This window comes from Wolbachia endosymbiont of Cruorifilaria tuberocauda, from assembly GCF_013365475.1.
Classification (GTDB): Bacteria; Pseudomonadota; Alphaproteobacteria; order Rickettsiales; family Anaplasmataceae; genus Wolbachia.
In genome coordinates this window covers 190,989-215,498 of sequence record NZ_CP046579.1, presented here as the reverse complement: position 1 = coordinate 215,498, position 24,510 = coordinate 190,989, and the positions used below count along the sequence as shown (strand labels likewise).

Genomic DNA, 24,510 nt, shown 5'->3' with positions numbered 1-24,510 from the left:
AAGAAAGCTTTCCTTCTATTACTCCTCAGTTAGGATAAATCTATTGACTCCTTCAGTTTTCATCAAAAGGTTATTACATCTTACTTTATGTAATATTGTTCCCTTTGGGAGATAAGTACTGAGCGATATGTTATAATGCTTTCCCAATATAATTTTCATTGTAACATAATTAAAGTGGAACAAATCTAATAAATCTTAGTAGGACAGCCAGTTGGGCCCATAAGAACTATTTGCTCACCTTTTTGAAGATGCTTACATAAACTAGTAGAGCCACCAATTTCAATCACAATTGTGGAAATAATTCCTCTTTTTCTATCCACTTCAGTACCAGTTACAGCTATACCTTCCATAGCAAGGCTAGTTTTTCTGCTATTTTTTTGAAAGTTTTGCAACCTAAAAAATTGTCCAGGTTGGAAGTTTTTTGCAGCAAGTGGTGCTCTTACCACTATTTCTATCACATTATCAGTTAAATATTGAACTTTCACAACCCTCGCAGTAAACTGTTTTTTAATTCTGCTAAAAAATTTTTTATCATTACGTTCTTGAGACTCTTTTTGGATTTCAGTATCTACCGCTTGAGTAGAGCTCTTTTTGGAAGAAATTTCTCCTATATTAAAACATTCATACAGTTGGTGGTGTAATTCTAAAGCATGAGCTGAAGTAGAACTAACTTCACTTAAAAGGCGAGAAATAATAGGGTAACCGTTTTTAACACTAGCAATAGCTTTTACAACGCTACCTCTATATGAAGGGTGAAGATCACCAAAAAAACTAATCGTCTTGCTACCTTGCTTATACACTAATATTCTATCTTTATCTTGCATCTTAGGAGAGAATATTTGACCTACTTCTCTTCCTGATGAGTCTAGGTGAGAAAAATATCCATTGCTTAATCTAAAAGTTTTCTCATCTTCTGTCGCAATCACTGTATTTGGTTCAGTACCTACTGCTATAAGAATAGAACGCGCTTTTATATATTTGGTCTCTCCAGATTTTATGTCTTTTAGTTTTATCGATTCAGCATGATTATACTTATCTGTTATAACTTCAATCAGCTCTAGATTTTCGACAAAGTAAATTCCTTCCAATAAAGCATTCTGTACTTCTTTGCTATTTAACCGATAACTTGGAGAATCTTTTAAACACCTTCTGTATACAACCTTTACTCCACCAAGACTCTGCATTAACTCCAATACTCTTGCTTCTCTATTCTCTTTTTTTGCTAGATCATACTCTTCACGAATCAGTCGTGCATGCGATATAAACTCATCTGCAATTCCATGTTCTTCTTCTGTCCAATCTTTTTCGATGTAGTTTTTACCATATTTACTAACTAACACTTCATAGCGAAGAAGAAATTTTTCTATTTGGACTGGGTAGTACGCCAAAGCCTCAGTTGCAGTATCAATTGCAGTAAGTCCTGCACCTATAACAACTATAGGCATACGAACTTGCAAATTTGCTATTGAATCAAACCTTAGAGCACCTGTGAGCTGTAATGACATTAAAAAATCCGATGCCATGCGCACTCCGCGAACTAGCATATTTTTAACATCAATCATTCGCGGCTTACCAGAGCCAAGCGCTAATGCAATATGATCAAATCCTAGATTGAATGCATCATCAACAGTTACTGTACCACCAAAGCGAACACCTCCGTAAAGTGCAAAGTTCTTATGCCTTTCCAGTAATAATCTGATAACCTTTAAATAATTCTTATTCCACCTAGCAGTAATCCCATATTCTGCTACCCCACCAAACCCATCAGCTAAACGTTGACTCAATTTTTCATGTTTAAAGTCTTTAATTGGTTGAAAATTATCTTTCAAAGGTTCAATTTTCAGTCCATCAATAGCAATAACGTTATGTCCATCGTTTAGCAAATGATAAGCTAAATTAAATCCAGCAGGGCCAATGCCTGCAACCAAGATGTTTTTGCCAGTATTTTTTCTTGGCAGTGGCCGTTGAAAATTCAGAGGATTCCAACGACTAAGTAGGGAATATACCTCAAAGCCGTATGCTAAGCCCAGCACATCATCTAAAATCTTTGTTTCAACCATTGGCACATTTACTGGTTCTTGTTTTTGATATATACACGAACTTGTGCAGTCATTGCATATTCTGTATCCAGTAGCTGCACATAGTGGATTGTCTATCATCACAATCGCAAGACTGGCTATGCTGTATCCCTTACTTTTTACTAGATTCATTTCTGATATTTTCTGCTCTAGAGGGCAGCCGTGCAGCTCGACTTTGAGCGGAGAAATTTGAAAAGTCTTATCATTGTTGATTAATCCTTTTGAGCAGCTATCCTTATTTTGCTTATGACAAAATATGCAATAATGAACATTATCTAATTCTTTACTCAAGCTTATCTTTTCACTTGTCAAATCAAAACCATATCGCCTTTCTACTTCTTTTGAATACAGAACTTCAACTCCATCTACTTTTTTTCTAGAGAATGATACAAGGTTTTCATAGTAAGTTTTCTTATGAATACTGAAGAGTACACTTTGTTTATTCCTTACTCTCCACGCTGCATACTGCGCTGCAAGCTCTATCTCGCTTTTATGATTTTCTTTATTCTCTAACCAGTAAATTACTTGCTTAGCAAATTTTTTTTCTGTTACTGGCAGAGGGAGAAAACGGTTTAGTTCTCTAGTAATATAATTAATATCAATATTTGCTATGTCAGCATATTTCTTCAATGCATAGCGATGAACAAATAATCTCTTGCATTTATATATTAGAGCAAAATCATTGCACTCCTCTCTCAGCTCCTCTACTTCTTTTTCAATGTTAAAAAGCTTTGCGATAAATTTATCAAGCAAGTAAGAAAGATCCACAATTAGTTGGCTATCCATCATCATTTGGACATTTGATATTGATTGCTTACTAGATTCTAATCCTAAACACTTGGATAATTCCGTAGAATTAGCTGAAGCTAGCTTAAATGATACCAAGAAAGAAGCTGCTTTTTTTCTTGCTTCAACTAATAAAGAAAATAAATTTCCATCGCATGATTTGATATAATCTAAAAATATCCTATCTAGTCTTATTAATCCATTTCTGGTATATAAATCCGAAAATGAGATATTAAAATTCAGTTGCATTACTAAATCACACAGGGCATCTACTGTTTTTTAGATGAAAATTTCATATGCTCTGCAACATAGCTAAAATTATTGCTTCTGCAACCCTTTCTTCACTAACATATGCAACACACTCAAACTTACACGCACCTAAACGTGTACTTTTAACTTTAGCTTGAAGAATCAGTGTATCTCCAGGAGCGACTGGCTTCCTGAATTTTGCTCTTTCAATGGACATAAAGTAAACAACTTTATTTTTTGCTATGTTTTGACTTCCCTTACACAAAATGCATATTGTAGATACCTGAGCTAAAGATTCAATTATTAAGACCCCAGGCATTACTGGATAACCAGGAAAATGACCAACAAAAAATGGCTCATTGAAAGTTACATTTTTGACTGCTCTTATATCTTTACCAGGGTTACACTCTATCACCCTATCTACTAAAAGAAATGGGTAAGAATGTGGTAGTATCTTTACAATATCACTGATATTGAGATGCATGTTATCTTAACCTGTCTAGTTAATGGTTTTCAAAGTAAACTCACGTATTTCTTTGTTTATGTTTTCTAATAATACATCCGATAAATCAACTTTAGCAATAGAGTATAAAATTTGGTTCTTCTTTGGAAGAAAGAGCACCAAATCTATACTATTTTTTTCTGCAGCTCTCTTAGCAATTTCTTTTATTTGACTAAAAATATCATCTATTGCATACTTATATCCCTCTTCCAAATACGACATTTTTTTAGCATAGTTATCTCTAGCGTTCACAGCATGCTTATTAAACTGTTCTGTTTTTTCTTTTTTTGCTTCCTCTGATAGAAGTTCAAACTCTTCTTTTGAAGATTTAAATTTTTCTAGCTCACTCTCAAACTCTCTCTGCAGCCTAGAGCTTTGCTCTTTTATTTGTCGTTGTATACCTTGTATTGCAAGAGATTCATTGATAACTCGATCACTATCAATGATTGCAACTTTTGCATTGAACGCTCCCTGAGGAGGATGTTGTTTTATAGCCTTATGAGCTGCAAACAGAGAAATAATTAAAGCAATAACTGATATAAAAAATTGTGTGTACTTCATTTTGCTCCAGTTTCAATAGAAAACTTAATATTTGATGATGGTATTACATCATAAGGCTCTTTGACTAGAGGAAAACCAAAATCTAATCTAACCCTACCCCCAAAAGGAGAAGGCATTGAAAAACCAAATCCAGGAGATACTCTCACAAGTTTACTATCATAATAGCCTTTCCCACATACATATTTCCTATTTTTATCATCTATGCCAAAAAGCATTGCATAGTCAATAAACAATGAACCCTTCACAACAAGGTAATCATACAACTTTGGTAGCGGGAAATCTACTTGCTGTGTTAGATTAAAATAAGTCTTACCACCCAAGCTCTCTCCTTTCCCCTTTGTCCTTGGTCCAATACCAGAGAGGTCAAATCCTCTAATCTCATTCCCACCTTTAAAAAAGTGTTCGCTAATACTTAGATCCTTATCAGTATAGGAAAAAATATGACCTGCAGACATTTTAAAGCGTAATATTGTATCATCATCTATGGTCCTTAATATAGGGTGTGCATAAAAGGACGAAAATTCAGACTTAAGAAAATTTACATTTCCTCCCAGTCCTGAGATATCCTGGCTCAAGCTTAATAAATATCCCTGCCTTGGAACATAGAGATTATCTAGTTTACTATATGATAGTGTGTACCCTAATGATGAAATGTGATGCTCACCTTCTTGATCTAGTACCATTTTAGAGATATTGCCAACTTTCCCACTATTATTACCTGAGTATATATAGTTGTATTTATAATAGTAGCGAAAGAGATTAGCTAAATTTTCTGTAATTCTATGTGATAATTTTATAAAGAGCCCCACGTCACGACTACTGAAAGCAGTATTTGGTTTATCTTGCTTTTCATAAAACGCACCTACACCTAGGGATGTATCAGAGTCATTAAAGTTATTCTCAATAGCTTCCAAACCAGTTGAGAATGTATATTGGTTTTTCTCAAAAGCAAAGGAAAGCTCTTTTCCACTACCAAACAAATTGCGGTCTTTAAAGTCAGTTTTTAAAAATAACCCTCCTGGAAGGGATACTCCTCCTCCTAAGTATAATGAAGTAGTATTTTTTTCTTTAATATTCAAGTCAAGATTTACTGTATTGTCGTTAACTGCGTAGCTATTTATCTTTACTGCTTCAAAAAAATCACTGCTAACTAATTTTTTATGTGACATCTGAATTTCAGATATATTATATAAATCACCTTCTACTACGCTTAGCTTACCTCTAATCACCTTATCTAAAGTACGGTCATTACCGTCAATCGTAATTCGATTTATATAAATCCTATTACCAGGCAGTATTTTATAAGCTACATCCACAATATTATCATGCTGTTTATATTCTGGTTCAACCTTTGCGAATAGATATCCTCTCTCACTTAAATATTTGCCTATTTTCTCTGCTACACTACTAACTTTAAACTTATCAAATACTTTACCATCTTCTTCAGTTACTAGACCTAATATTTCCTCCTCTAGTGAATCCTGAATTTTAGTTTCAATATTAACCTTGCTATTTCCAAACAAGTACTGTTTGCCTTCATCAATCAAAAAAGTTAGAATAACTTGATTGTCACTATCAACTTCAGCAATTGCTTCAACATTATTCTTAATATAGCCCTTAGAAGAATAAAAACGATCAAGCAATTCTTTGCTAGTTAACAAACACCGTGGGAAATAATGATCTATATCCTTAAAGAAGATCATAAATAACCTACTAAATATATTATTACTTTTCACTTCAATAGCTTGCTCTAATTCGTCTTCAGAAAAGTTCTTATTACCTATAAACCTTACATCCTTAACTCTAGATGTTTTGCCCTCCTTTATTTTGAAGACTAAATCCACTCTATTGCCATCAAGTTTACCTAGCTCATATTTAATTTTAGCACTAACTTTGCCATTATTTCTATAAGTTGAAGCTAAGTTTAATAAGTCATTCTGCAGCTTTATTTCAGTAAAAATGGTTAGAGGTTTTGATCCAATTACATTGTTCAATAGCTCTTTATTTTTGAACAGCTTATTACCCTTTAATATTATCCTATTGATTATTGGATTTTCTTGAACTTTTACCACTAGATTTTTTATATCGTTAATATAAACGCTAACACTAGCAAACAATTTTGTTTTATATAAACCCTTTGTAATTGAATCTATGTCATCATCATTTACATAATTACCAGGTTCTAACTTTGTATAAAATCTTATCGTTTGATCACTGATCCGTTCATTACCAACACACTCAATGTTATTTATCTGGATTTTATTATCGTTTTCGAAAGCAAGAAGCAAATCAGGAACACAAATAAAAACCAATATTAGTATATAAAATATCCTCTTCATATTCATCTTAAAAGAGATGTTTTATATCATTCAAGATTGCAATTGCCATCATCAAAAATAATATAGTAGCACCAAAAGTAGCTGCATATTTGTGATAACTAGGACTTAAATCTCTACGTATAATTACCTCTATGACATAGTTAAATAAGTGTCCACCATCTAGTAGTGGGATTGGTAATAAATTAACTGCAGATAAAGTGGCCGAAAGAACCCCTATAAAATACAAAACCATAACAAACCCCTTTTTAGTTGATTGTCCAGAGTATTTTGCAATTTTTATTGGTCCACCTATTTCATTTATACTTCGCTTGCCAATAAGAATTTGGAAGAGAGCTTTAATTGTTAAGCGCATAACACGATAAGTTTCACTTACGGATAGATTAATAGCTTCAAGGAAAGATGATTGTTTTACTACAGGTACATTAACTGAAGTAATCCCTATAGTCTTTCTTTTTATCTCATCACCAAAAAGATCTTTATCCTCAACTATTAATGGAGTCATGGTAGTTTTATAATTTTCATTATTTCGAATATACCTGATTTCTATTTTAGTCTCAGGGCTTGACATCATAACACGTGAAATGTCTTCAAAATATTTTATCTCACATTCATTAACCTGTGTAATGATATCACCTGGCAATAAACCAGCTTGGTCTGCTACGCTACCGTTGATTACACTCCCAATTACCGGTGGAGGACGATGGTAGCCTGTTATACTAAAAAATAACGTAAAAGCTACAACAGCTAATACTACATTAGCAAATGGCCCTGCAAAAATTATTGCTGTTTTCTTATACTTCGGTTTTGTATGAAGTGAATACAACTTTTCTACTTCAGTAAGCTCCTGTTGGTTAGCTGAAGCATTTACTGTGCTATTATCTCCTAGCATTTTAACATAACCACCAAGTGGAATAGCACTTAATTTCCATCTCGTTCCAGATTCATCATAGAAACCAAAAACTTCAGGACCAAAGCCTATAGAAAAAGACTCAACCCTTACTTTGCATGCTTTAGCTATAATATAGTGGCCATATTCATGTACAAATATTATAATAGAGATAATCAAGGAAAATGAGATAAAATAATATATTCCATTGCTAAATTGATGGATAAGACTAGAAATCAGCTCCACTTCTATCTAAGGTCTTGAATAAAATATTAATTGTATTAAAACACACCTTGCTTGACAAGCGTTTAATTTGATCCATATATTAAGAATTGGTTTAACAAAAATGGTGAATACCTCTTTATTAAGAAGAAAATTGATGTATAGAAGCTTACATAGAGGATGCAAAGAGACTGATATACTTCTGGGGCATTTTGCACTAAAGTATCTAGATAAGTTCTCTCTAGAAGAACTAACTGAGTATGAAAAAATAGTTAACCTTGATGATTATGAATTATATTGTTATATAACTTGCAAAGTAGACCCCCCTCTCAATATAAATAGTAAAATAATGAACTTGATTATTTGTTTTATTAAAACTAACTCTTTAATTACCCACCAATAACCTTACTCACCATGTTTAACTTCAATGTCATATTCTTATCTCTATATCCCTTGTACCTTCAGTTTACTTCATTTAACTTCTTGTTAATTTAAAAATTAAGAATCTCCTTCAAGGTCTGGCAATAATTATGATTATATCATCTCCATTATTTAATACAATAATGCTAAAAACTTTAGCACTAACTTAAAAAACTTTTATCTTGTAGAATATAAGCCCTTACTCATTTATTAAATCAGATAATTTTTTACTGCTACAAAAATAAGTTCTAAAGTATTGAACTCTTGTAAACTTTCGTGCCACTAAGTGCTTTTTTTTCTTTAATTTATAGCTCCTAATAGAAAAAGAACCAAATTTCTTAATTTCAATTCTATTGAAGCATTTCAATGCATTTGAAAGTGCTTCAAAAAGCCTATTAACGATAGCCCTCCATGACTTTCTTATCCAAGAAGGGGATGCTTCTTTGCCACCTTTGTTACTAGACTAGATTTTATTAACATCTATATGAAGCTCTAAAGCCATAATTACTCTGCCGAGAGTATTATATTATATGCTTCAATACCCAAAACTTCTACTTCTACTTTTTCTGATATAGAAAACCTCCTATTTTCTGATAGATGCTCTTGACTTACTGAGAGAGCTACATTATTTTCAATTTCAACAATTAACCCATTATCTTCTTTCTTACTGACAATGGCCTTCATTCTATCACCTATTTTCACTTTCTTTATTAGCTCTACAAGAGGGTCATACTCTATTTGCTTTATACCGAGATAAATTCTCGCTCGACTTACGTTAACCCTTATTACCTTTGCCTTTATTATATCATTAATATTATATTTCTTTATTTGTTCTAAGCCATTCCTAGACCAGCTTATATCTTGTGCATAAATTACCCCCTCCACATTCTCATCTATTTCACAATCATCAAAAACAATGGACATATATAATCCAGTATTGCTCTTAACCCTACCAGAGACAATAGAGCCAGGAGGATATTTATTAGTAAATATTTGCCAAGGATTATCTACACATCTTTTCATGCTCAAACTCATCCTATTTTTAACAGTGTCAACACTAAGTATCTTAACAGATACTTCCTGCCCTCTAGCCACAAAATTACTAACTGGCAAATTATTCTTAACCCAAGTTATCTCTGATGAGTGTACCAACCCTTCAATTCCAGGTTTAAGTTCAACAAACACTCCATAATCTTCTATGCTCGTTACATGACCTTTATGCACACCATCAACTGGATATTTTGACTCTATATCATACCAAGGGTTATCCTCTAGCTGCTTCATTCCTAGAGAGACTTTTGCATTTTCTTTATCTATTTTTATAACTTTGACTTTTATGCTTTGGCCACAAGTAAAAATTGCAGATGGATGGCTTACTCTACTCCAAGAGATATCTGTAATATGCAATAAGCCATCGACAATCCCTACTGCATCTGACTCATGAATGCCAACAAATACCCCGTAATGAGTAATGCTTTTTATTCTTCCCTCTATTACATCACCTTCACTTAAAGATTCTAAAAACTTAATTTTTTCCCCAGCATGTAATTTTTCTAACACTAGCTTTCTTGATACTACAATGTTGCCTTGTTTCTTATCCACTTTAAGTACAATGAATTTTTGTTCAGTATCAATAAGGTGCTTAGTATCCCTTACTTGCTTCAAATCTACATGACTTAGAGGTAAAAAAGCACTTATTCCATCTCCAAGATCAACAACGAAACCGCATTTAATTGAACGTTTAATAACTCCGCTCACCTCAGTTTGAGTAGCTGCACTCTCTTCCAATCTATGCCATTTTTCATCTCTAATTGCTTTCTCGCGGCTAAGAGATACGTTACCATGATAATCCTCGATTCTTTCTACATACACTCTAATTTTAGAACCAACAGCAATTCTATCACTATAGCCTAGTTCTTTAATTGGAATTCTTCCATCAGACTTTAAGCCAACATCAACTACAATATCATTAGAATTTATCCTTGTAATTACGCCTTCTACTACATCACCTTCTTTAATTTTCTTGACGAAAGAATCTTGGAATAAAATGTCATCTCGACCTTCGAACTGACCTTGATGCACCTCTTCTATGAATCTGTTTGACAACAGTTTTTTGATATTAACTGAAGGATTTACAGACGGATCATCACTATTCATATATTTTAATTCAAATTTTATTAAAAATAATATAATATACAATATTAATAACTTATCACAAGAAGCTTTTTTGCTAACCCATTAATTTATCTTTAAGAGTTATCTGAGCTATATGTAAGTATAGCTAGTTAAAATAAAATATTACAGTAACTTACAACATATTAAAAATACTGGTGGAAGCAAGCGGAGTCGAACCGCTGACCTTCTGCGTGCAAAACAGATGCTCTACCAATTGAGCTATGCCCCCAGTTGTCGTAGAGTAAATTGACTAGACTAGAATACAAGAAGTGTTAAGCTGCTGTCAAGAAGCTTAATTATGATATATATTCTGCATATATAAAAACTTTAGTTTGATTAAAATGTGTAAAAGATATATCATATACCCAATAAATTCAGTGATCCCGTAGCTCAGCTGGTAGAGCAACTGACTTTTAATCAGTAGGTCGCGCGTTCGATTCGCGCCGGGATCATCAGAAGTGTTTTGCTGCCTCTCCTTTATAAAAACTCTAGTGGTGTGTTATTTTAATCCGCTGTATATCCTTCTATTTTAACTATTACTTTAAAAGTATTACTCCTATAATTTGCTATTTTTAATGCTATTTTAAAAAGTAAGTACTTTTCTATGACTTTAAAAAATAAATAGTTAGGAAAAACCAATAACATAAACAATTGCCAGAAATATTACAGATAATAAGTGCTTAAAATGACTTAAGCAGAAGCAAGATATAATATATAAAAATATAAATGATACGCTATTGACCTTATAGATTGGCAACAGTGATATGATGTCACTACTATACTAGTTCTAAAAATACATCATATTCTGGTAAGATAAATAAAAAGATCATAGACAGTAGAAGTAAGAAATCAAGAAAAGCTGTCATAAAATAAGAAAGTGAAGAAATCCATGGTTATTTGAAAAGTTAGAACCATAATATTACAACTCAGGAAAGAATTAAGCAAACTTCAAGAAAACAACAGACTAATAAACAAGGTCACAAGGTAACACTGAACTACCATCAGGATAATTCAGATCAAGCAAATAGATGTAATGCAAAATTAATAGAAGATAAATTCTATGGTCAACGTAAGAAAACGATAATCTTGCAGAAGTAAATAAAAAAACAAGTTCACATAGAAACAAAGAATAAAAAATTTTTAAATAATCTACTAAAATGATAACCAACACTGTATACTACTGTTGTCAATAGTAATCCTACTATTGAATTAGCAGTTGTGCTATTTAAAGCAACTAAACCTTACTCAACTAGATAAGGGAAAATATCACAAGTATAAACGTAGACTTGGATATCTAGGAAGGAGTACTTAGAATAGAAGAAAAAAGCCTTCTTGATAGACCACTATATTTAGTTCCTTTTACCTCTATCTATACCTCTTTTCTACTTAGAAATCCATTATTCCATGAATGAAAGATTACAATATTGACTCTTCTAAAAGTTGCTCACCCTCATCTTCGTGAGGGATATGATTATCTAGATTTTTAAATAAATCTCTGATTTTGATTTCTATTTCAGTTGCAACTCCTTTGTTTGTCTTTAGATAATTTTTTACATTCCATTTCCCTTGTCCAAGGCGAGTGTTGTTATATGAATAATAAGTGCCAGCTTTCCCAAGTATACCAAGCCTTGTTCCTATATCTATTATTTCTCCAAGTTTTGATATGCCCTCATTGTATATTATGTCAAATTTTGCCTCCCTAAATGGAGGAGCAACTTTATTCTTTACAACTTTAACTCTCGTTTCATTACCTATAATGTTCTCCTTATCCTTTATTGTACCAACTTTTCTTATGTCAAGTCTTACAGAAGAATAAAATTTCAATGCGTTTCCACCTGTAGTAGTTTCAGGACTTCCATACATTACCCCTATTCTCATACGAATTTGATTAATAAATATTAATACACAGTTTGCTCTTGAAACTGCTGAGGTAAGCTTTCGAAGCCCATGACTTAGAAGTCTTGCATGTAGTCCTATATGCTGATCACCAATATTTCCTTCAATTTCAGCTCTTGGGGTTAATGCTGCAACTGAATCAACAACAACCACATTAATCGCACCAGAACATACTAAATACTCAACAATATGTAAAGCTTGCTCTCCAGTATCTGGCTGTGAAACTACCAGATCGTCAGTGTTCACCCCAATCTTACGGGTATATATGATATCTAATGCATGCTCTGCATCAATAAAAGCACACAATCCACCTTTCTTTTGGGCTTCAGCAACTACATGCAAAGCAAGAGTAGTTTTACCAGAGCTCTCAGGACCGAATATCTCAATTATGCGTCCTTTTGGTAATCCACCAATGCCAAGAGCTGAGTCAAGTCCAATCGATCCTGTAGATACTGTATCTATCTTCTCTATAGGGTTTTGCTTTAATTTCATTATTGCACCCTTACCAAAAGCTTTTTCAATCTGACTTATTGCATTTCCTAGTGCTTTTTGTTTATCATCATTACTTTCCTCTATATCACTCATCATAGATCACTTATCAACTTGCATAATTTTCATGTTAACTAAATGTAAATAGTCTGCCAAGAATTTTTAACTTAAAGAATAACATTGTCATAGATAAATGACCTGACTTGAATTATATTATAAATAGAAAATCAGACAAACTTGCAGTGAGATATAAAATAACAGCAGAATACAATGGTAGCAGTTTCTCAGGTTGGCAAAAACAGCAGCATTCTGCTAACTCAATCCAGGAAACCATAGAAAATGCGATATTTAATTTTAGTGGAGAGCAAATTACTTTACATTGTGCTGGAAGAACTGATGCAGGAGTTCATGCTTTAGGGCAAGTTGCTCATTTTGATATGGAAAGAGAATTCAATCTTCATAAAATAAGAGCTGCAATAAATTACCATCTTAAATCTATTCCAGTGGTTGTACTCAACGTAGAAATTGTAGATAATGCATTTCACTCACGATTCTCAGCAAAAAAAAGGCATTACGAGTATAGAATAATTAATCGCTATGCCCCTATAGCTCTCGAAGCTGGTTATGTATGGCAGATATTTGCTCCACTTGACGTAAACACTATGCGTAAGGCTGCTAAACACTTGATCGGGAAACATGACCTTTCAAGTTTCTGTTCAAAAAGCTGCCAAGCTAAAAATTTAATAAGAACAATTGATGATATTGAGATAGTCCAGAATGGAAATCATATATACATTAAAATATCTGCTATTTCCTTTTTACATAATCAGGTAAGAATCATTGTCGGCACTTTAGTTGAATTTGGGAAAAACAAAACTGATCCACAAGAAATGATAAATATATTAAATCAACGCAAAAGAAAATCTTCTGGAATGACTGCACCACCTTGCGGTTTATACTTGGTGAAGGTAGATTATTAACTTATATTCTCATTGGCATCACTATATATAATGCATTCGGATCATCCTCGTCAGTGATAATTATAGCACTACTAGCATCAGTAAAACTAAACTTGCATTTGTTTCTTATACAAGATAATGCATCAAGTAAATAACGCGAATTAAACCCTATTTCTACATTTGTTCCATTATAATCTACCTCTATAGACTCAGTTGCATCGTTACATTCTTGAGAGCTTGAGTGTAGAGTTAATAGTTTCTTTTGTAAAAAGAATTTTACAGACTTTATCTTATCAGATACTACAACAGAAACTCGATCTATAACGTTAGCTAACTTACTGCTTTCAACGATCATTTGCTTATCCCGGTATGTAGGGATAACAGTCTTGTAATCAGGAAAGGTGCCATCTATCAACTTTGATATCATCGTGTACCCACTACATGTGAATTTGATTTTTCTATCTGAAAGTCTTATGTCAACTTTTTCACAACTATCTAACACTTTCAGTAGCTCCATGACAGTCTTGCGTGGGATAATTACACCAAGTTCCACATTGATGTTTTGGGGTTTTAGTCTCTTTACACATGCTAATCGATGTCCATCAGTTGCAATACAATATAGAAACTGCTCATCTAAACTTAGGTATATTCCATTTAAATTGTACCTTGTATCATCCAACGATACTGCAAACTTTGTCTTAGTTAATAGATCTATTAGATCCGTATTTAGTAGAGTAAAACCATGTTTATAATCTCCTTCTTCAAGAAGAGGAAAGTTATTTGAAATTACATTTGGTAAAGAAAAGCTTGCATTTCCACAAGATATCAACAGTTTCTCCTGATCATTCATTTCAAAGTGAACATCTAAATCAGCTGGTAGTTTTTTTATGATACTATGTAAAGTATGAGCTGGGATTTTTATTTCTCCTTCCATTAATACATCTGCAGCAAGTGAGGCAAATATTGAAATATCAAGATCAGTTGCTTTTAATTTTATGCTACTATGTTGTGCCATGATATTTATACACGCTAAAGCATCTATCGCATGACGTCTTTCAACTACTCCGCTTATTTTAGATAACGTACTTAGAAGATTTGCACGTCCTACGCTAAAACTTACCTGGCCACATACATAACTTTGCTCTTTAGTTTTTACATTTACACTTGCAACCTCTGACATACAGATCTCAAAAATATATTCTAAATGATATTCACATTCTACTTAAAGTAAAGCGCTATTTAAGACTTACAACAATCCTACAAACAGGAACTCTATTGCTAGTTCAGTTGGAGAAGGTCATTTCAAAAAATGAACATTTATGGAAGCTTCTATGCATAGCATTATAGCTAGGTCCTACACTAATGACAGGTTGTGAGGTAAAAGATAAAACAATGAAAAACTTTAAGTTTAGAAAGGGGATTGATTTAGGGGAAATAGGCATTTATCTTTATATGTAATTTTCATATGATAGACATATATGCACCCAATCATATATTTACTTAACCTAATACTTGATCTTTACAGCTTCATTCTAATATGTTGGGTTATTCTGGATTGGTTGATTAAAATTAATATAGCTAACATGTATAATGAAGCTGTGAGCAGCGTAATGCAAACTTTAACCAAGCTCATCCACCCACCATTAAAGGTTATTAGAAGATACATAGGATCGGTCAATGGATTAGATTTATCTATAATGATACTACTAATAACAATTCACTTTGTGAAATACACAATGAATTACTACTTCAAGTAGATGATAAAAAAATATCTGAAGCCAATAATATACCTATTGGCACTAATATATATATATATATCAGTTTTCAGTTACAACTATAAAGACCCATCCTTAAATACAGTTACAAATGAAAGAGTAACAAACTGGGGTGGAGTAGTTGGTTCATATTCAGCTGATATATTAGTCCAATTTTTTGGATTAAATAGCATTACAATAGTTACGACTGTAGTTTACTTCTTGATTTTTAGGCCACCAAAAAGGCTGCTAAAAATTAGCTACCTAACATTGATTAACCTAGGAATATGTGCTATATTGGCTAAATTCCCACTTAGTACTACTGCAAGGTACATGCACAGTGGAATAGTAGGAAATATTTTAATTAGCCACTACCCATTTTACACATTTATAATAGCATTTTTAGTAGGAATATTAGGATTGATTGGATGGAAGAGAACGATTCAATCTTTATTCCTTCTATGCAAAAAAGTAGCTTACCTTTCTTCAAATCTTCCATTTTCTATGTCAAATAAAATCGTTAAATATCTAAATCTAGTTGCACCGTTAGTAGTAGAAGAACAAAGCGTTCAAATTGCTGTTAAGCAAGAGCTAAAAGGAAGACAGAAAAAAAATACTAAGAAGGTTTCTACAACCTTTAGTAAATTTGAATTTCCAAGCGTTCACTTACTTTCTAAAGTAGAAAAATCTTTACATAAAAATCAGCTGAATGGAATGGAAAGTAATAAAAACTTGTCCCTATTAGAACAGGTTCTCAATGATTTTGGCGTGCAAGGAAAAATTATCAACGTGTGTTATGGACCGGTTGTAACTTTATACAAATTTGAACCACAAGCTGGCACAAAATCTGCAAGAGTGATCAGTCTTGCAGATGACATTGCACGTTCAGTAAGTGCAGTCTCTGCAAGAATTTCAATAATCCGTGGGCAAAATGCTATAGGAATAGAATTACCAAATAAAGAACGAGAGATTGTTATGTTACGTGATTTGTTCGAATCTCAAGAGTACCAAAATGCAAACTTAAATCTTCCAATCGCACTAGGAAAAGAAATAAGCGGAAACCCTATCATCGCTGATTTAGCTAAAATGCCACACTTGCTTATTGCTGGGACTACAGGATCTGGCAAATCAGTTGCGATTAATACTATGACTCTTTCACTTATTTATCGATTAAGTCCTAGTGAATGTAAGATGATAATGATTGATCCAAAAATGCTTGAACTTTCAATATATGATAAAATACCACATTTAATAACACCAGTAGTAACAGAGCCAAAGAAAGCCTTGATTGCCCTTAAGTGGACAATAAAGGAGATGGAAAACCGCTACCGCATGATGTCATATTTAAGTGTACGAAATGTAATAAGCTATAATAAAAAGATTACAGAAGCAATAAGCAGTGGGAAGGAACTTGAGCGTGTTGTACAAATTGGATTTAACTCAACAACAGGCAAACCTCTATTTGAAAAAATGTCCATTGAAATGGAAACATTTCCGTACATTGTAGTAATCGTAGATGAAATGGCAGATTTGATGCTTATTGCTGGTAAAGACATAGAGCGTTCTATTCAACGCTTGGCTCAGATGGCTCGTGCTGCAGGAATACATATCATAATGGCAACTCAACGTCCATCTGTAGATATTATAACAGGTGTGATAAAAGCAAATTTTCCTACAAGGATAAGCTTTGCTGTTACTTCTAAAATAGATAGTCGTACGATACTCGGTGAACAAGGTGCTGAACAATTACTTGGCATGGGTGATATGCTCTATATGGCCCCTGGTGGTAAAATTATTCGAGTTCACGGCCCATTCGTAAGTGATAATGAGGTGCAGAATATAGTTAATCACTTGAAAGCACAAGGGGAACCAAATTACATAGAAGAAGTTACAAAAGAAGATGAAAATTTTTCTATAAAATCTAGCAATGAAGCAGATAATGAAGAAGATAGTTTATATAAACAAGCAGTAATTATCATACAAAGGGATCGAAAAGTTTCAACTAGTTACATTCAGAGACAGCTGAGAATAGGATACAATAGAGCTGCAAACATTATTGAAAGAATGGAAAAGGAAGGTATTGTTAGTGCCCCAAATCACTCAGGAAAAAGAGAAATATTGGAGTAATAACCCCAAATTATCAGCATTACGATACTTAACAAATATTTGATATAGTATTTAATTTAGTAAACAAGATATAATGAATCTATCTGCAAAAGTGTTTTTTAACTCACTCATTTTTGGGTTTGTTCTCTACCCTTGCTTTCTAAAATTTCTAAAGAAAGTTAGCAAAAGTGTACAACCGATCAGATCATGCGGACCAAAAAGTCATCTAGTTACAAAAAGAAACACTCCTACTACAGGTGGAATAATAATACTGATCTCTACTTTACTGCCAATTTTACTCTGGACACAGCTAACGTTGGAAACTATGTTGCTAATATCTATAACTCTATTTTTTGCTTTAGTCGGATTTATTGATGATTATTTAAAATTAAAAGTAGACAATCATGAAGGTTTGAGTGCAGAAACTAAAATACTTATACAACTCATATTTACCTTCGTTGTTATGTTTATATATAAGACACATCTTGTTGAAGGTTCTACAAAAACGTTTTTATTTAGAGAAATAATGATTGATTTTAGCTATATGTATGTTCCATTTGCTACATTTGTAATTGTTGGTTCCGCTAACGCTGTAAATCTTACAGATGGTCTTGATGGCCTTGCTGCAACTCAATCTATCACTTCCTTTGTTTCTTTGGGACTAATTGCATACTTAACTCAATCAAGCATGAGCATTGTTTTATTCTGCATTGCATTTACAGGAGCAATTCTAAGTTTCTTGTGGTTTAACACAAACCCTGCCAAAATATTTATGGGTGACGTTGGTAGCTTATCAATCGGTGCAGCTTTAGGACTGACTAGCGTCTTAATCAAAAAAGAAGTGCTCTTAGCTATTATCGGAACTATCCCAGTAATGGAAACCTTATCTGTCATTGTTCAGATATCATATTTTAGATATACAAAATTTAAGCATGGGAGTGGAAGAAAAGTCTTTCTTATGACACCGGTACACCACCATTTTGAAAAGAAAGGATGGTCAGAAAATGAAATAGTTACGAAATTTTGGATAATTTCTATTACTTGTTCAATCTTTACTATTGCTTTCCTGCTATAGAAACCATGATATATCCAAACTTTGCATTAGAAAATAAGTTACCAGGAATAGTAGCTGGAGTGGATGAAGCTGGGAGAGGACCACTAGCAGGTCCAGTAATATCTGCAGCAGTAGTGTTTACCAATAAAACTACAACCATTACAGGAATCAACGACTCAAAAAAACTGACTGCTAAAAATAGGCAAGTCCTATATGAAAAAATAAAGTCTGTTGCAAAATTTGCTATAGGAATAGCAAGTGTACAGGAAATAAACTCACATAATATTTTGCAAGCAACAAAACTTTCAATGCAGCGTGCATTGATAAACTTAGGATTAGAATTAGACTATGTGCTAGTTGATGGCAACCAGACACCTGAAACAAAATGGCAAGTAAGGTCTATAATAAAAGGTGATAGCTTGAGTATATCAATCTCAGCAGCTTCAGTCATTGCAAAAGTCACAAGGGATCAATTAATGCAAAAATTACATCATCAGTACCCAGAGTATAATTGGTACAAAAATAAAGGATATGCAACAAAAGAACATATAGAAGCTATAGGTCTTTATGGCATTACAGAACACCATAGAAAAAGCTTTGCACCGATTTTAAAACTACGCAACCCAATATGTAGTTATCTGTATTTATAACTATCAACAATAAACTTAAATGGTATTACACTATCTATTGTAGCCTTTATATTAGAAAAAGTAAAGCTGATATCAACAGTCTGATTTTTTACATTCTTATTTTGCTCGATTACAAAAATCACTGTTGCCCTCCCAGGAAAGGAAACTAGTTCCTTAACTGATCGATCAATAGATAACTTCACTACACTTATATTATTAACTTCTCTTTCAGAGAAAAGTAAATCTGCAGTCTCATTGTTTACTTTTTCTTGAAAATCTTGATAAACCCTAGGGGTGGAATTGTTTTTTATAAAATTTTTTCTGTACTCTGGTTCAACAACTTTATTAGATTCATATGCTTTAATATACTTAATTAGTAGATACTTAGCTATAGGAATGTATTCATCTCTCTTTCTATCAGAATCCAGCTTACGCATTACAGAAAATTCATCTTCCGCATGATCCGTATACCTAATAAAGTTCAAACTTTTTTTAACAGGAAATAAAAGATATATATTCAACAGCAATAAACATAAGCACATTAGAAGAAATGATACTATAACTACCATCCAAGACCTTTCTACTACACAAAATAGATATCTATGACAGTACCACTCAACTGCTTTACTAAAATAACTTTTGTTTTTTACTGACTTAAGCAATCTATCTTCCATAATAATAGAGAAATAAGCTCAATGATTATAATAAACTTCAAACCATTATCCTTAGATTATAACATTTTTTAATAGATGAATGATGGTATTATCTTGTTTCACGGTATGTAAAATTTACTGATTTTTATGTTTACATTTATCACTTTTACGTCAAGGCTTCCAGAATTATAGGTATTGTCTTGCATCCTCTATGGCTACCATAATAAGGTATTCATTTCGACAAAAATAATCAAATTCATCGTCTGGTTTTACTTTTCTATCTAATCTACTTTTAGTAATCTACCAAGTAGATTAATCTTATACTTTTGTAACATAGGCCTGATATATACTTCTATGTAGAACTTAGAAGATAACAGGTCAATTAATTCTGAATTTAAACTTTTATTTATATCATCAAAACTTACTACTTATGATATAGTAAAACATCAATTGATAATTAATTCAACTTAATACCAAGATAATTAAAATCTCTAGAAATTCCTACTAATCTTCTCTCACAACAGGATCATACATAGTAAACAACTTTTAGTGACGGATATTACTAAGTTTATTAGCTTAAAACTTACCTTATAAGAGTTGCATTTAACAATATTTTTGCTTTTTAGAATCATCTCACCTTAACCCTTAATGTATCTTAGGTAGTTTTATACATCTGCAAAGATAACTATGTTGAACTTCTACTAATTGTATATAGTATTAATCCATTCTCAGGCTATCACATATTTCAAAGATTAAATCAATAAGTTAACCCTAAACTCACGTCAAAAATATTATATTTCATAAACCGGCAACATGATATTAACTGCATTAGCTAGAACATGCCTCCTATCTAGGTGAAATTGCTTAGCAGAAGCAAAAAGCTCATTTACTTTTTTCCACTGATTAAGCAGAACTTCAACATTGCTTACACCACCCTTTATACTTTCTAAAATGAAAGTTTGTATTATATACGATGCTAATTCTAGATCAATTTCACTATTGATTATCTTTTTAATCGCTTCAGAATTATTTAAATTAGAAAGGAATTCATAAAAGCATCTATATGACTCATAAGTGCTACTATTTATTGCATTTATTACCATTCCAGGTGCTCCAGGAAATAAAGTAACTACTTCATCAAATATTTGATCATCAAACTCACACTGAGATGAAACAATTTGCTTTGTTTCAGAGTAAGTCAGTGGCAGCAAATTTATCTGAAAGCACCTGCATTTAATAGTATCTTGTATATTATATGGTTTATGGCTAATTATAAATATCTTGGAGTTTTTTGGTGGTTCCTCTAGTATTTTTAATACTGCATTCCTAGCATTACTTGTCATTGCTTCTAGACTATCTATTATAACAACCTTACATTCTGATTGAATTGGACTCAAGTACAGAAAATTCTTCATTTCTCTTACTACTTCCACTCCTATTGGATCATCATCAACAACATATAAATCTAATGCCATTTCGTTATGGCTCCTTATAAGAAACCAATTAGAAAAATACTTTGCGAGTGTTGCTTTTCCTATACCTTTTCTACCGCAGATTAGCCAAGATTGAATAGCTAAGTTATTCATCAACTTCTTTTTAGCCTGATCATGCCCTATTATCTTTCCCATTCTTTATTCTATGAACCTATGTATGAAAGGATATTACATACCATTTGAAGTGAGACTACACCCTCCCTAATAATCTTGATCTCATCTTGAGTTAAGTCAATAATAGTCGATTCTACACCAGAGACTAATTTGTCATCCTCAACAATTGCTGATAGATGTTGTTTGATAGGCTTAGGTATGTCTTCAGCCTTATATATGCTTTGTTCCCCTGAAATATTTACGCTAGTTGCAACTACTGGAGTTTTTAGTTTGTTCAATATTGAAATTGCAATAGGATGATCAGGAATCCTTATACCTACACTGCCCTTGAAGAATTCATTTGGCAATATATTCTTACCTTTAAGAGGTAAAATATAAGTAATTGGGCCAGGAGAAAACTGATTTATTAAATGAGTATATTTTTTATCTAGCTTTGCTATTCCCATTAAGCCACAAATATCAGCAACAAATACAGACAGTGGTTTATTTTTAGAACGCTTCTTCACTTGGCATATTTTTCTTATAGCTTCACTATCTAATGCGTTACAAGCAAGAGCATAAACAGTTTCTGTGGGGAAACAGACTAATAAGTTATTTTGTATAGCACTTATTATTCTAGATACCATATTATAGTTGCAATTTATATTCACAGTAAATAATTTGCATAACCTTTGCAATACCACTTTTTCTTCCAAAACTTGACATGAAGTAGTATTATAGTTAACATTTAAGTATGCCTATTTAAATAGGATTTAATAACTATGGTTAAACATGTTTACCTCTGAAATTTTCGCAGCAGATATAGCTAATAACACATCAAACATTGGTGCATCTTTTTTTAATCTTATCCCATTAGCATTAATAGTTGTGGTATTTTACTTTTTTATCATCCGTCCACATCACAAAAAATTAAAAGAACTCAGAAAGATGATAGATCAGATCAAGCGTGGTGACATTGTTATTACTTCCGGTGGGATAATAGGTGAAGTCAATAAGCTTGACGAGGCAAATGCACAGTTTGTAATAGAAATAGCACCAAAAGTCGAAATAAAAGTTCTAAAATCCGCTATATCTGAAGTTTTAAATAAAGAAGCTCAAAAAATAGCATTCAAACCGACTGAAAAGTGCAAAATTAAGAAAGAAGATAAAAAAAATAAAACTCGATTATATAAAAGTAAAAAGGAATAAGATAACAATAAAAGTGCTTTATAACTTTAAAACTTGGTTGTGTGTGGAATATTTGGTGTAGTAAGTGATAGCGATTCGGTAATACCAACTTTACTAACTGGATTGCGGAGATTGGAACATAGAGGATACGATTCTTCGGGAATTGCAATCATAAACAATGAAGGCAAGATAGAAGTGAGAAAATCAGAAGGAAGAGTTGAGAGGCTATGTGAAGTTATTGACAATAGCAAAATGTCAAATAGCACAGTTGGTATAGCACATACCCGATGGGCTACACATGGAGCTCCAAGCCTCAAAAATGCTCATCCTATTTATACAAACAACATTGTTGTCGCTCATAACGGTATAATTGAGAATTACAATTTGCTAAAAAAAAACTTAGAAAAAATGGGAATACAATTTCATACTGATACTGACACAGAAGTTATACCAAATATGCTAGCCATATATCTTAATGAAGGGTCTTCACCAATTGATTCTTTATCTAAGTGCTTAAGAAATTTGCATGGTTCATTTGCTTTAGCCTTATTATTTGCAGAATACCCAGATGCTTTATTCGTAGCAAAAAGGAATTTGCCTTTGTCAATAGGCTATAATTACAATACCTCACTTGCTATGTCTGATTCTAATACTTTAAGCTCTCTAGTAGAAAGAATATCACACCTAGAAGATGGTGATATCGGAGCAATAAGGTCAAGCGGAGTTACTATATATAATAATGGTGTACGAGTTGAACGCAATATAGAAAGTAATAGTTTGAACAATTTTTTAATTAGCAAAAATGGTCACCCAAGCTTTATGTTAAAGGAGATTTTTGAGCAGCCTTGTACATTAAATAAAACAATAAATCAATTCTATAAAAAGCATATGGAAGTGATATCTGACAACAAAAAACTATTCTCCAAGATAAGTCATATTACCATAGTCGGATGTGGATCATCATATTTTGCAGGACTAATAGCGAAGTACTGGTTAGAGAGTATTGCTCAAGTTCGGGTTTACTTAGAAATTTCATCAGAGTTTAGGTATAGTAACATAAGACTAGAAAAGGGAAGTTTTGGGTTATTTATATCTCAGTCAGGTGAGACTGCAGATACTATGGAAGCACTACGCTATGGAAAATCACAGAAGCAAACAATCATTAGTATAACTAATACATTGAACAGTAGCATTGAAAGAGTTTCAGACATTGTGTTACATACTCTTGCTGGACCAGAAATTGGTGTTGCTTCAACGAAGACATTTTCTGCACAATTAGCAGTTTTAGCATGCTTTGCCTTAGAGCTTGCAAAAATGAAAGGCACATTGAGTAAAAGGAGAATAAAGCAGATGAGTGATGCCATTAACTCTATCCCAAAATATGTAGAACATGTTTTGAATAAAGTAAAGGTACAACATGTATCAGGAAGTATATTAGAGCACAGAAGCACTATTTTAATCGGTAGAGGGAGCTCATATGGAATTGCAATGGAAGGAGCATTGAAGATAAAAGAGCTTTCATACATTAACACCACAGGCATTGCAGCAGGAGAGATGAAACATGGTTCAATTGCATTAATAGATTCATCAGTACTTGTTATAGCGATTATCCCATACGATAATTTATTTTTTAAAACATTGTCCAATATACAAGAAATTATTGCAAGAAAAGGCAAAGTGATCGCTTTTAGCGACAGGCAAGGAGTGCCATTCTTGAGAGAAGTTTGTATAGATGTTGTTCAACTTCCTGATACTGATAGTTTTATCTCTCCAATAATCTATAGCATAGCTATGCAATTCCTTGCTTACTCTACTGCAATAAAAAAAGGATTAGATGCTGATTACCCGAGAAATTTAGCTAAGTCTGTTACTGTTGAATAGCCTATACAGTGTTAACTGTAATATAACACTTTTTCTCGTACTAGCTAAATTAGCCCAGTTGTAAGAAAACTACTCCAAGAATTGGATCTCTAAACAG

Annotated in this window: 20 protein-coding genes and 2 tRNA genes; 9 read left to right on the top strand and 13 right to left on the bottom strand. The window is 32.7% G+C overall.

What is annotated here, in order from left to right:
* Positions 1-185 precede the first annotated feature (185 nt).
* Genes GOY13_RS00805 through rseP form a run of 5 tightly spaced genes read right to left on the bottom strand, consistent with a single transcriptional unit; the run spans position 186 to position 7,647 of the window.
* Positions 186-3,113: an FAD-dependent oxidoreductase gene (locus GOY13_RS00805; protein ID WP_175813968.1), complete on the bottom strand. Its 2,928-nt coding sequence runs from the start codon at positions 3,111-3,113 to the stop codon at positions 186-188.
* Positions 3,114-3,156: 43 nt separating this feature from the next.
* Positions 3,157-3,597, bottom strand: coding sequence for a 3-hydroxyacyl-ACP dehydratase FabZ (fabZ, locus tag GOY13_RS00800; RefSeq protein WP_175813967.1), 441 nt, complete (start codon positions 3,595-3,597; stop codon positions 3,157-3,159).
* Between the two features lie 15 nt (positions 3,598-3,612).
* Positions 3,613-4,176, bottom strand: a complete 564-nt coding sequence (locus tag GOY13_RS00795) for an OmpH/Skp family outer membrane protein (RefSeq protein ID WP_175813966.1) — start codon at positions 4,174-4,176, stop codon at positions 3,613-3,615.
* Positions 4,173-6,515 carry an outer membrane protein assembly factor BamA gene (bamA, locus tag GOY13_RS00790; protein ID WP_175813965.1) on the bottom strand — a complete coding sequence of 781 codons (2,343 nt, stop codon included), beginning with the start codon at positions 6,513-6,515 and terminating at the stop codon, positions 4,173-4,175. Before bamA ends, GOY13_RS00795 begins: the two co-directional genes overlap by 4 nt.
* A 7-nt stretch (positions 6,516-6,522) precedes the next feature.
* Complete coding sequence (rseP, locus tag GOY13_RS00785) at positions 6,523-7,647, bottom strand: RIP metalloprotease RseP (RefSeq protein ID WP_175813964.1); 1,125 nt, start codon at positions 7,645-7,647, stop codon at positions 6,523-6,525.
* 100 nt (positions 7,648-7,747) lie between these two features.
* On the opposite strand from rseP, the gene GOY13_RS00780 reads away from it, so the two are divergent.
* A complete protein-coding gene (locus GOY13_RS00780; protein ID WP_175813963.1) occupies positions 7,748-8,026 on the top strand; it encodes an FAD assembly factor SdhE in 279 nt (92 codons plus the stop codon).
* 216 nt (positions 8,027-8,242) lie between these two features.
* Here GOY13_RS00780 and GOY13_RS03485 read toward each other — a convergent pair whose 3' ends face one another.
* The 3 genes from GOY13_RS03485 to GOY13_RS00765 all read right to left on the bottom strand — a co-directional run bounded on the left by GOY13_RS03485 (position 8,243) and on the right by GOY13_RS00765 (position 10,447).
* Positions 8,243-8,410 (bottom strand): hypothetical protein, encoded by a 168-nt coding sequence (locus GOY13_RS03485; protein ID WP_246214310.1) that lies wholly within the window; start codon positions 8,408-8,410, stop codon positions 8,243-8,245.
* Positions 8,411-8,547: 137 nt separating this feature from the next.
* Positions 8,548-10,200, bottom strand: coding sequence for a 30S ribosomal protein S1 (locus GOY13_RS00770; protein ID WP_175813962.1), 1,653 nt, complete (start codon positions 10,198-10,200; stop codon positions 8,548-8,550).
* 171 nt (positions 10,201-10,371) lie between these two features.
* A tRNA-Ala gene (locus GOY13_RS00765) sits at positions 10,372-10,447 on the bottom strand.
* Between the two features lie 150 nt (positions 10,448-10,597).
* Here GOY13_RS00765 and GOY13_RS00760 point away from each other — a divergent pair.
* A tRNA-Lys gene (locus GOY13_RS00760) sits at positions 10,598-10,670 on the top strand.
* 964 nt (positions 10,671-11,634) lie between these two features.
* Here GOY13_RS00760 and recA read toward each other — a convergent pair.
* Positions 11,635-12,702, bottom strand: a complete 1,068-nt coding sequence (gene recA / locus GOY13_RS00755) for a recombinase RecA (RefSeq protein ID WP_369800340.1) — start codon at positions 12,700-12,702, stop codon at positions 11,635-11,637.
* 143 nt (positions 12,703-12,845) lie between these two features.
* Here recA and truA point away from each other — a divergent pair, with 143 nt between their 5' ends.
* Positions 12,846-13,583: a tRNA pseudouridine(38-40) synthase TruA gene (gene truA / locus GOY13_RS00750; protein WP_175813961.1), complete on the top strand. Its 738-nt coding sequence runs from the start codon at positions 12,846-12,848 to the stop codon at positions 13,581-13,583.
* Position 13,584: 1 nt separating this feature from the next.
* Here the strand turns inward: truA and dnaN are convergent, their stop codons facing one another.
* On the bottom strand, positions 13,585-14,742 hold the full coding sequence (dnaN, locus tag GOY13_RS00745) for a DNA polymerase III subunit beta (protein WP_175813960.1): 1,158 nt from the start codon (positions 14,740-14,742) through the stop codon (positions 13,585-13,587).
* Positions 14,743-15,040: 298 nt separating this feature from the next.
* Between dnaN and GOY13_RS00740 the strand changes: the two genes are divergently transcribed.
* The 4 genes from GOY13_RS00740 to GOY13_RS00725 all read left to right on the top strand — a co-directional run bounded on the left by GOY13_RS00740 (position 15,041) and on the right by GOY13_RS00725 (position 19,126).
* A complete protein-coding gene (locus tag GOY13_RS00740) occupies positions 15,041-15,319 on the top strand; it encodes a YggT family protein (protein WP_175813959.1) in 279 nt (92 codons plus the stop codon).
* Positions 15,320-17,443 carry an FtsK/SpoIIIE family DNA translocase gene (locus GOY13_RS00735; RefSeq protein ID WP_175813958.1) on the top strand — a complete coding sequence of 708 codons (2,124 nt, stop codon included), beginning with the start codon at positions 15,320-15,322 and terminating at the stop codon, positions 17,441-17,443. It abuts the gene before it with no gap.
* Between the two features lie 73 nt (positions 17,444-17,516).
* Positions 17,517-18,497 carry a phospho-N-acetylmuramoyl-pentapeptide-transferase gene (gene mraY, locus GOY13_RS00730; RefSeq protein ID WP_175813957.1) on the top strand — a complete coding sequence of 327 codons (981 nt, stop codon included), beginning with the start codon at positions 17,517-17,519 and terminating at the stop codon, positions 18,495-18,497.
* Between the two features lie 5 nt (positions 18,498-18,502).
* Entirely contained in the window at positions 18,503-19,126 is a 624-nt protein-coding gene (locus GOY13_RS00725; protein ID WP_175813956.1) for a ribonuclease HII, read from the top strand.
* Here the strand turns inward: GOY13_RS00725 and GOY13_RS00720 are convergent.
* The 3 genes from GOY13_RS00720 to GOY13_RS00710 all read right to left on the bottom strand — a co-directional run bounded on the left by GOY13_RS00720 (position 19,111) and on the right by GOY13_RS00710 (position 21,991).
* Positions 19,111-19,779, bottom strand: coding sequence for a VirB8/TrbF family protein (locus GOY13_RS00720; protein ID WP_175813955.1), 669 nt, complete (start codon positions 19,777-19,779; stop codon positions 19,111-19,113). The two genes, GOY13_RS00725 and GOY13_RS00720, sit on opposite strands and share 16 nt — an antisense overlap.
* Positions 19,780-20,549: 770 nt before the next feature.
* The gene (locus GOY13_RS00715; protein ID WP_175813954.1) at positions 20,550-21,386 is read right to left on the bottom strand and encodes a DNA polymerase III subunit delta'; all 837 of its coding nucleotides are present in this window, start codon (positions 21,384-21,386) and stop codon (positions 20,550-20,552) included.
* Positions 21,387-21,394: 8 nt separating this feature from the next.
* Positions 21,395-21,991 carry an L-threonylcarbamoyladenylate synthase gene (locus GOY13_RS00710; RefSeq protein ID WP_175813953.1) on the bottom strand — a complete coding sequence of 199 codons (597 nt, stop codon included), beginning with the start codon at positions 21,989-21,991 and terminating at the stop codon, positions 21,395-21,397.
* 145 nt (positions 21,992-22,136) lie between these two features.
* On the opposite strand from GOY13_RS00710, the gene yajC reads away from it, so the two are divergent.
* Positions 22,137-22,553, top strand: a complete 417-nt coding sequence (gene yajC / locus GOY13_RS00705) for a preprotein translocase subunit YajC (RefSeq protein ID WP_175813952.1) — start codon at positions 22,137-22,139, stop codon at positions 22,551-22,553.
* A gap of 39 nt (positions 22,554-22,592) precedes the next feature.
* Complete coding sequence (gene glmS / locus GOY13_RS00700) at positions 22,593-24,413, top strand: glutamine--fructose-6-phosphate transaminase (isomerizing) (protein ID WP_175813951.1); 1,821 nt, start codon at positions 22,593-22,595, stop codon at positions 24,411-24,413.
* The last annotated feature ends 97 nt before the right edge of the window (positions 24,414-24,510 follow it).

Excerpts from the sequence above, each read along its gene's own strand:
- dnaN (WP_175813960.1), bottom strand. The coding sequence starts at position 14,742 with ATGTCAGAGGTTGCAAGTGTAAATGTAAAAACTAAAGAGCAAAGTTAT.
- GOY13_RS00720 (WP_175813955.1), bottom strand. The coding sequence starts at position 19,779 with ATGGAAGATAGATTGCTTAAGTCAGTAAAAAACAAAAGTTATTTTAGT.
- GOY13_RS00805 (WP_175813968.1), bottom strand. The coding sequence starts at position 3,113 with ATGCAACTGAATTTTAATATCTCATTTTCGGATTTATATACCAGAAAT.
- GOY13_RS00715 (WP_175813954.1), bottom strand. The coding sequence starts at position 21,386 with ATGGGAAAGATAATAGGGCATGATCAGGCTAAAAAGAAGTTGATGAAT.
- GOY13_RS00710 (WP_175813953.1), bottom strand. The coding sequence starts at position 21,991 with ATGGTATCTAGAATAATAAGTGCTATACAAAATAACTTATTAGTCTGT.
- GOY13_RS00740 (WP_175813959.1), top strand. The coding sequence starts at position 15,041 with ATGCACCCAATCATATATTTACTTAACCTAATACTTGATCTTTACAGC.
- GOY13_RS00780 (WP_175813963.1), top strand. The coding sequence starts at position 7,748 with ATGGTGAATACCTCTTTATTAAGAAGAAAATTGATGTATAGAAGCTTA.
- bamA (WP_175813965.1), bottom strand. The coding sequence starts at position 6,515 with ATGAAGAGGATATTTTATATACTAATATTGGTTTTTATTTGTGTTCCT.
- fabZ (WP_175813967.1), bottom strand. The coding sequence starts at position 3,597 with ATGCATCTCAATATCAGTGATATTGTAAAGATACTACCACATTCTTAC.
- mraY (WP_175813957.1), top strand. The coding sequence starts at position 17,517 with ATGAATCTATCTGCAAAAGTGTTTTTTAACTCACTCATTTTTGGGTTT.
- yajC (WP_175813952.1), top strand. The coding sequence starts at position 22,137 with ATGTTTACCTCTGAAATTTTCGCAGCAGATATAGCTAATAACACATCA.
- GOY13_RS00735 (WP_175813958.1), top strand. The coding sequence starts at position 15,320 with ATGATAAAAAAATATCTGAAGCCAATAATATACCTATTGGCACTAATA.
- GOY13_RS00795 (WP_175813966.1), bottom strand. The coding sequence starts at position 4,176 with ATGAAGTACACACAATTTTTTATATCAGTTATTGCTTTAATTATTTCT.
- recA (WP_369800340.1), bottom strand. The coding sequence starts at position 12,702 with ATGATGAGTGATATAGAGGAAAGTAATGATGATAAACAAAAAGCACTA.
- GOY13_RS00725 (WP_175813956.1), top strand. The coding sequence starts at position 18,503 with ATGATATATCCAAACTTTGCATTAGAAAATAAGTTACCAGGAATAGTA.
- GOY13_RS00770 (WP_175813962.1), bottom strand. The coding sequence starts at position 10,200 with ATGAATAGTGATGATCCGTCTGTAAATCCTTCAGTTAATATCAAAAAA.